Genomic DNA, 6,136 nt, shown 5'->3' on the forward strand with positions numbered 1-6,136 from the left:
TTGGGCTTGCAAGCTTCCTCGTCTTCCCGTTCACCGCCGGCCGGGAGGCCGAGTTCCTGTCCGGCAAGTTCGGCGCCGCCTACACGGCCTATGCCGAGCGGACGCCGCGTTTCTGGCCGAATCCGATGCTCTACCGCGACGAGGACCACTGGGTCTTTTCCACCAGCGCGCTGAAAAGCACGTTCCGGGACGGCCTATATTTTCTGGCCTTCTTTCCGCTTATCGAGGCGGTCGAGCATTTTCGTATGATCGGCATGCTGCCGACCTTGTTCACAATCTACTGATTGCGATTGGGCGTTTCGCTGCCCGAGCTAAAAAGCCCAGCGATTGCACCCAAAAGAAGTCAGGGGCAATGCCTTGAGTCCGAGCTGGCGAAGCATATACCTCTTTATGACTTGGGCTGTTGGGCTGCGTGATGGAAATTCGCACGTCGAAACACGATACGCTCGGACGGTTGTCGGTGTTTGAACTCGACGCGTTGCGGGAAGCTTTCAAGCGATCGGTTCGCGAGAACAACGTCACAGAAATCCAGTGGGCCGAGCACGCCGAGCTTTTCGTCAAACGCGCGATCGGCGAGGAAAGTCGCGCCCTCCGAGCCTAAAGCGCGTCGCGTCGAATTGGCCCGCGCCACCCATCAGGCCGGCTTAGCCTTTGCCTCCGCCGCGCGCGCCGCGCCTTGTGCTTTCCAAAAGGATCGCCAGGCAGCCGATCAGGATCAGGACAGCGCCGAGGAGCGGCGGCAGCGCCAGAAGCTTCACGGCGCCGGCGACCAAAGCGATCAGAAGCAGTGCCAGAAGCGCAAGGCTGCCGTCGTCGACGAACATGCCGACGAGCTCCTTCAGGACGAGGCGGACGATTTTCATCGGGCAATTCCCTTCGAGCGGTTCACCATTTCACGGAAACGGCAAGCCGCTCTGTTTCTTTTTGACCGCAATTCCGGACGGAAAACCGTTTCACACTTTTCCTGGAATTGCTTTGGCAGCAGCCACGTGGGCGTTGCGCAGCCAGCGCACCATGGCGAAGGATGCCGCGGCGATGACGACGAAGATGGCAAGCAGCGCAAAATCCTCGCCCGGCCATTCGGCGCCGAGGCCTTCGCCTGTCCAGAACACGCCGAAACTGGTCAGCATCAGGCCGACCACGAATTTGAGCGCATTTTCCGGCACACGCGCCAGCGGCCGGTGCATGGCGAGGCCGATCAGCATTACAAGCACGAATGCGGCCAGCGCTCCGAGACCGGCATAGAGCGTCTGGCCATGCGCGGTCCCGACTGCAATGACGATGAACACCACCTCGACTCCTTCGAGCAGCACCGCCTTGAAGGCCGCCACGCCGGCCAGATAGCCGGCGCGACGATCGTTGGCGTAGCGGGTCAGCGCGTCGGTTTCCCTGGAAAAGGCTGCCTCTTCGTCGCGGAGCGCGATGATCCCGGCGCTGCGCAGGATCGCCTTGCGCAGCCAGCGCATGCCGAACAGGATAAGAAGCACGCCGACCACGAATTGCAGGAGCGTGATCGGGATCAGCTGCAGCAGCGGTCCGAAAGCCAGCACCAGCGCCGCCAGCACGGCGAGCGCCGAGACGGCGCCTGTCAGCGCCGGCCGCCAGCCGCGCGTCACGCCGACGGCCAGCACGATGGTGAAGGCTTCGACCACCTCAACAAAGGACGCCAGGAACGAAGCGGCCACGGTGGAGAGAACGGGCGTCAGGTCATGCATGAATGGCTACCGAGGTCCGTGTTTCGCCGCCCTTTTCGGAAGGCGGGGCCGGTTCAGCCTTGTTCAACAGGCGATGACGCACAAAGTATGGCGGATGGACAAATCAGCCGTCGCCGGCTGCACATTCTCGACCGCGGCGGCGAACTTGCGCCCGTGCGCAGGCCGGTGGCATAAGGCCATGCTCATCAGAGGAAGCGGCTTCAGATGACGTTATCGGTGAGAGACCTTCCCCTGCGCACGCCGATCGACGGCCGGCACCGGCAGATGATGATCGACGGTGAGTGGCGCGATGCGGTGAGCGGCCGGACTTTCGAGACGCGCAACCCCGCCACCGGCGCGGTGCTGGGCACCGTGCCGCTTGCGGATTCCAAGGACGTCGACCTGGCAGTGGCCGCCGCGCGGCGCGCCTTCGAGGGACCGTGGAGCCGCCTCAAGCCCTATGAGCGCCAGCTGCTGCTGTTGAAGATCGCCGATCTCATGGAACGGCATTGGGAAGAGTTGGCGCTTTCCGACACCACCGACATGGGCATGCCGATCACCCGCACTTTGGCCAACCGCAACCGCGTGCTCGGCATGCTGCGCTTCTATGCCGGCATGGCGACGTCGATCCACGGCCAGACGATCGGCAATTCGCTGCCCGGCGAGATCGTCTCCTACACGCGCAAGGAGCCGGTCGGCGTGGTCGGCGCGATCATTCCGTGGAATGCGCCCACCGCCGCCTCGATCTGGAAGATCGGCCCAGCCCTGGCCACCGGCTGCACCATCGTGCTGAAACCGTCGGAAGAGGCACCGCTGACGCCGCTTCTGATCGCCGACCTGATGCAGGAGGCCGGCGTGCCGCCGGGCGTCGTCAACGTCGTGACCGGCACGGGCGCGGAAGCCGGTGCGCCGCTCGCGGCGCATATGGATGTCGACAAGGTGGTCTTCACCGGCTCGACCGCCACCGGCCAGGCGATTCTGCGCGCCTCGGCCGCCAACATGAAGCGCGTGTCGCTGGAGCTAGGCGGCAAATCGCCGGTGATCGTGCTCGCCGATGCCGACATCGAGCGCGCCGTGCCGGTGGCGGCCATGTCGGTCTTCGCGAATTCCGGCCAGGTCTGCATCGCCGGCTCCCGGCTCTTCGTCGAACGGCCGATCTATGACGAATTCGTCGAACGCGTCGCGGCCTTCGCGGCAAAGCTGCGGATCGGCGACGGCGCCGACCCCGAGACCGAGATCGGACCGCTGATCTCGCCAAGACAGCTCGAGCGCGTGACGGGCTTCATCGCGGACGGCGCGCGCGAGGGCGCGCGGCTGGTGACAGGTGGTGAGCGCATGACCAAGGGCGCGCTGGCCGCAGGCAATTTCATGACGCCCGGCGTGTTTTCCGGCGTCACCGACGGCATGCGCATCGCGCGCGAGGAAATCTTCGGGCCGATCATCTCGGCGCTGCCCTTCGACACGCTGGACGAAGCGGTGCGGCGCGGCAACGACACGCCCTACGGTCTCGGCGCCGGCGTGTTCACCAAGGATGTCGGCAAGGCGCACCAGCTCGCCAACCGGCTGCGCGCCGGCTCGGTCTGGGTCAACACCTATCACGCGATCGACCCGGCCGTGCCGTTCGGAGGCTACAAGATGAGCGGTTACGGCCGCGAGGGCGGCGCCGAGCATCTCGACGAATATCTCAACACCAAGGGCGTCTGGATCCGGATCGATTGACGGTCTGTATCCGGTCGCGTTTCGTTGAATAGCCGCACGGCTTCAACTATTTGCGTTGCATTGCGCAATTCCGCGGCGGAACGCCGTCGCACGTTTTCCTGGTATTGCGCTGGAGCAACACAAGAACACGAGCGGTTCAGCGGGCCGCCCGACGCGGAACGGAGCGCATGAAGAAGATCGGATTTCTGTCGTTCGGGCACTGGTCGCCCGCCCCGCAATCGGGCACGCGCTCGGGCGCCGACGCGTTGCTGCAGTCGATCGACCTTGCAGTCGCGGCCGAGGAGCTCGGCGCCGACGGCGCCTATTTCCGCGTCCACCATTTCGCCCGCCAGCTCGCCTCGCCGTTTCCGCTGCTTGCCGCGGCCGGCGCGAAGACCAAGCGTATCGAGCTCGGCACCGCCGTCATCGACATGCGCTACGAGAACCCGCTCTACATGGCCGAAGATGCGGGTGCGGCCGACCTCATCGCCGGCGGCCGGCTGCAGCTCGGTATCAGCCGCGGCTCGCCCGAGCAGGTGATCGATGGCTGGCGCTATTTCGGCTACGTGCCGGAAGAGGGCAAGACCGATGCCGACATGGCGCGCCGCCACGCCGAGATCCTCCTCGATCTGTTGCGCGGCGAAGGCTTCGCCCAGCCCAATCCGCGGCCGATGTTTCCCAATCCCCCTGGGCTGCTCAGGCTCGAGCCGTTCTCGGCCGGCCTGCGCGAACGCATCTGGTGGGGCGCGGCCACCAACGCCACCGCCGAATGGGCGGCCAAGCTCGGCATGAACCTGCAGAGCTCGACGCTGAAATTCGACGAGGGCGGCCAGCCGCTGCACATCCAGCAGGCTGAGCAGATAAGAGCCTTCCGCGCAGCCTGGAAGGAAGCCGGCCATGCGCGCGAGCCGCGCGTGTCGGTGAGCCGCAGCATCTTCGCCTTGGTCAACGACATGGACCGCGCCTATTTCGGCGGCAGCGAGGGCGAGGATCATTTTGGCTATATCGAGCCGGAAAAGCGCGCCGTTTTCGGCCGTACCTACGCCGCCGAGCCGGATCTGCTGGTTGAGCAGCTCAGGCAAGACGAGGCGATCGCCGAGGCCGACACGCTGCTTCTCACCGTGCCCAACCAGCTCGGCGTCGACTACAACGCCCATGTCATCGAGGCGATCCTGAAGCACGTCGCGCCGGCACTCGGCTGGCGGTGATCAATCGAGCGATTCGACGGCCGCGAGGCGAGACCAAACTCGATTTCGGGGCCATGATCGAATCGGCGCACCCGATGCTTTGAGGCACTGCCACCGGCAATCAGCTCGCTGCGCCAGTGTACCGCTCGCGCACGATCCGGGTGATGTGGACCACGTTCAGGCCGATGAAGAAGACGTTCCATGCCACGACGTTCAACATCGGGACGGGCTGGCAGTAGAAGTATACTGCCAGGCAGGTTGCCGCCGTCAGGGTGAGCATTCGCAGGCGCAGCATGTCCATTGTGAAGTAGGCAATCACGTAAAGAATGTTCGCCGCGTTGATGAGCAGTTCCATGAGAGTTCCCATGTGGTGGGGCGTGCAGGAAGGGGCGGTGCCCGGTTGAAACGCCGGGCACCGCCTGCCGTCAGTCGCCGCCAAATTCGGTCTTGAAGGTTTCGAAGTCGATCTGCAGGCCATTCAGCACGGCGCTCCAGTGCCGGACGTAGCCGGCATGGGCCACGGCTTCGGCGACCTCCTCGTCGGTGGCGCCGCGGTCCTTGGCCATCTTGGTTTCCAGCCAGATGCAGTAACGGCACGGAATCTGCGCCGCCACCGCGACGTTGATGAGCGACTTTACCTTCGGTTCGAGAGCGTTGTTCTTGGGTTGAAGCTCGAGACCCTTGAACATCGCCCAAGCGCCGGCGACTGCCGACTTTGGATAGGCCTTGATATGGCTCGGCACGATGCCGAGCGTCGCCTCGATTTCCTTGTAGGTCTGCTCGGCCGCCGGCAGTTCCTGCGCAACGGCGAGCGGTGCGGCAAGTACGGTAGCGATGGCGAAGCCTATGCCTGTGAGAATGTTTTTCATGATCAGTCTCCTGTTTGTTGGGATCGAAGGGATTGCTGCCCGCCCCGCGCCCCCTTTGCGCCGCGAGGCCGGAAGTCGTCCGCTGCGACCGACCGGTGTTAGCTTTCGAAGGTCAGAGCCGGGCCTCGAGGACCAAGTTGAACGGCGTCTCGAAGGCACGACGGAAACGGGTGAACCCGGCCTTGCGGAACACTTCCGCCAGCCGTGCCTCGCCGGCCTGGGCGCCCAGCACGAGGCGGCCGCCGTCCGAAATAGCGTGGGCGCAGCAGATGGTGGTGGAGGCCGCGTAATACATTCTCGCCACCGGCGAGATGTTGTCCTCGACCCGGTCATTGGCGAAAGGCTCGACCAGCATCACCGTCCCGTCCGGCGCCAGCGCCTTTGATGCATGCACTGCCGCGGCGACAGGATCGCCCATGTCATGCAGAGCATCAAAGAAGCAGATCAGATCGTAGCCGCTGCCCGGGTAGTCGTCGGCCCGCGCCTTTTCGAACGCCACGCGCCCTTCCAAGCTCTGCTTGGCGGCGCCGCGACGGGCCTCCACCAGCGAGTCTTCGTGATTGTCGAAGCCATGGAAGCGGGAAGCCGGAAAGGCCTTTGCCATGAGCGCCGTCGAATGGCCGTGACCGCACCCGATGTCGGCCACAAGCGCACCAGTCCTGAGCTTCTCGACGACGCCCTCCAGGGA

Annotated in this window: 8 protein-coding genes and 1 pseudogene; 4 read left to right on the top strand and 5 right to left on the bottom strand. The window is 64.7% G+C overall.

Annotated features, from left to right (window positions below):
• Window positions 1-284: pseudogene (locus EOA60_RS37610) on the top strand (isoprenylcysteine carboxylmethyltransferase family protein); the annotation flags it as partial.
• Window positions 285-415: 131 nt separating this feature from the next.
• A complete protein-coding gene (locus EOA60_RS14835; protein ID WP_095799570.1) occupies window positions 416-601 on the top strand; it encodes a hypothetical protein in 186 nt (61 codons plus the stop codon).
• Between the two features lie 43 nt (window positions 602-644).
• Here the strand turns inward: EOA60_RS14835 and EOA60_RS14840 are convergent, their stop codons facing one another.
• Both EOA60_RS14840 and EOA60_RS14845 read right to left on the bottom strand, forming a co-directional pair.
• On the bottom strand, window positions 645-863 hold the full coding sequence (locus EOA60_RS14840) for a hypothetical protein (RefSeq protein WP_066991559.1): 219 nt from the start codon (window positions 861-863) through the stop codon (window positions 645-647).
• 90 nt (window positions 864-953) lie between these two features.
• Window positions 954-1,715, bottom strand: a complete 762-nt coding sequence (locus EOA60_RS14845; protein ID WP_095825126.1) for a COG4280 domain-containing protein — start codon at window positions 1,713-1,715, stop codon at window positions 954-956.
• Between the two features lie 204 nt (window positions 1,716-1,919).
• Here EOA60_RS14845 and EOA60_RS14850 point away from each other — a divergent pair, with 204 nt between their 5' ends.
• Both EOA60_RS14850 and EOA60_RS14855 read left to right on the top strand, forming a co-directional pair.
• Window positions 1,920-3,413, top strand: coding sequence for an aldehyde dehydrogenase family protein (locus tag EOA60_RS14850; RefSeq protein ID WP_095825127.1), 1,494 nt, complete (start codon window positions 1,920-1,922; stop codon window positions 3,411-3,413).
• 167 nt (window positions 3,414-3,580) lie between these two features.
• On the top strand, window positions 3,581-4,600 hold the full coding sequence (locus tag EOA60_RS14855; RefSeq protein ID WP_095825128.1) for an LLM class flavin-dependent oxidoreductase: 1,020 nt from the start codon (window positions 3,581-3,583) through the stop codon (window positions 4,598-4,600).
• Window positions 4,601-4,700: 100 nt separating this feature from the next.
• On the opposite strand, the gene EOA60_RS14860 is transcribed toward EOA60_RS14855, so the two are convergent.
• The 3 genes from EOA60_RS14860 to EOA60_RS14870 all read right to left on the bottom strand — a co-directional run.
• Window positions 4,701-4,934, bottom strand: coding sequence for a hypothetical protein (locus EOA60_RS14860; RefSeq protein ID WP_164746687.1), 234 nt, complete (start codon window positions 4,932-4,934; stop codon window positions 4,701-4,703).
• 70 nt (window positions 4,935-5,004) lie between these two features.
• Window positions 5,005-5,448, bottom strand: coding sequence for a carboxymuconolactone decarboxylase family protein (locus EOA60_RS14865; protein ID WP_095776734.1), 444 nt, complete (start codon window positions 5,446-5,448; stop codon window positions 5,005-5,007).
• Between the two features lie 112 nt (window positions 5,449-5,560).
• A partial coding sequence (locus tag EOA60_RS14870; protein WP_164899315.1) for a class I SAM-dependent methyltransferase occupies window positions 5,561-6,136 on the bottom strand: 576 nt, incomplete at its 5' end.

The organism is Mesorhizobium sp. M1A.F.Ca.IN.020.06.1.1 (assembly GCF_004023265.1).
GTDB lineage: Bacteria > Pseudomonadota > Alphaproteobacteria > Rhizobiales > Rhizobiaceae > Mesorhizobium.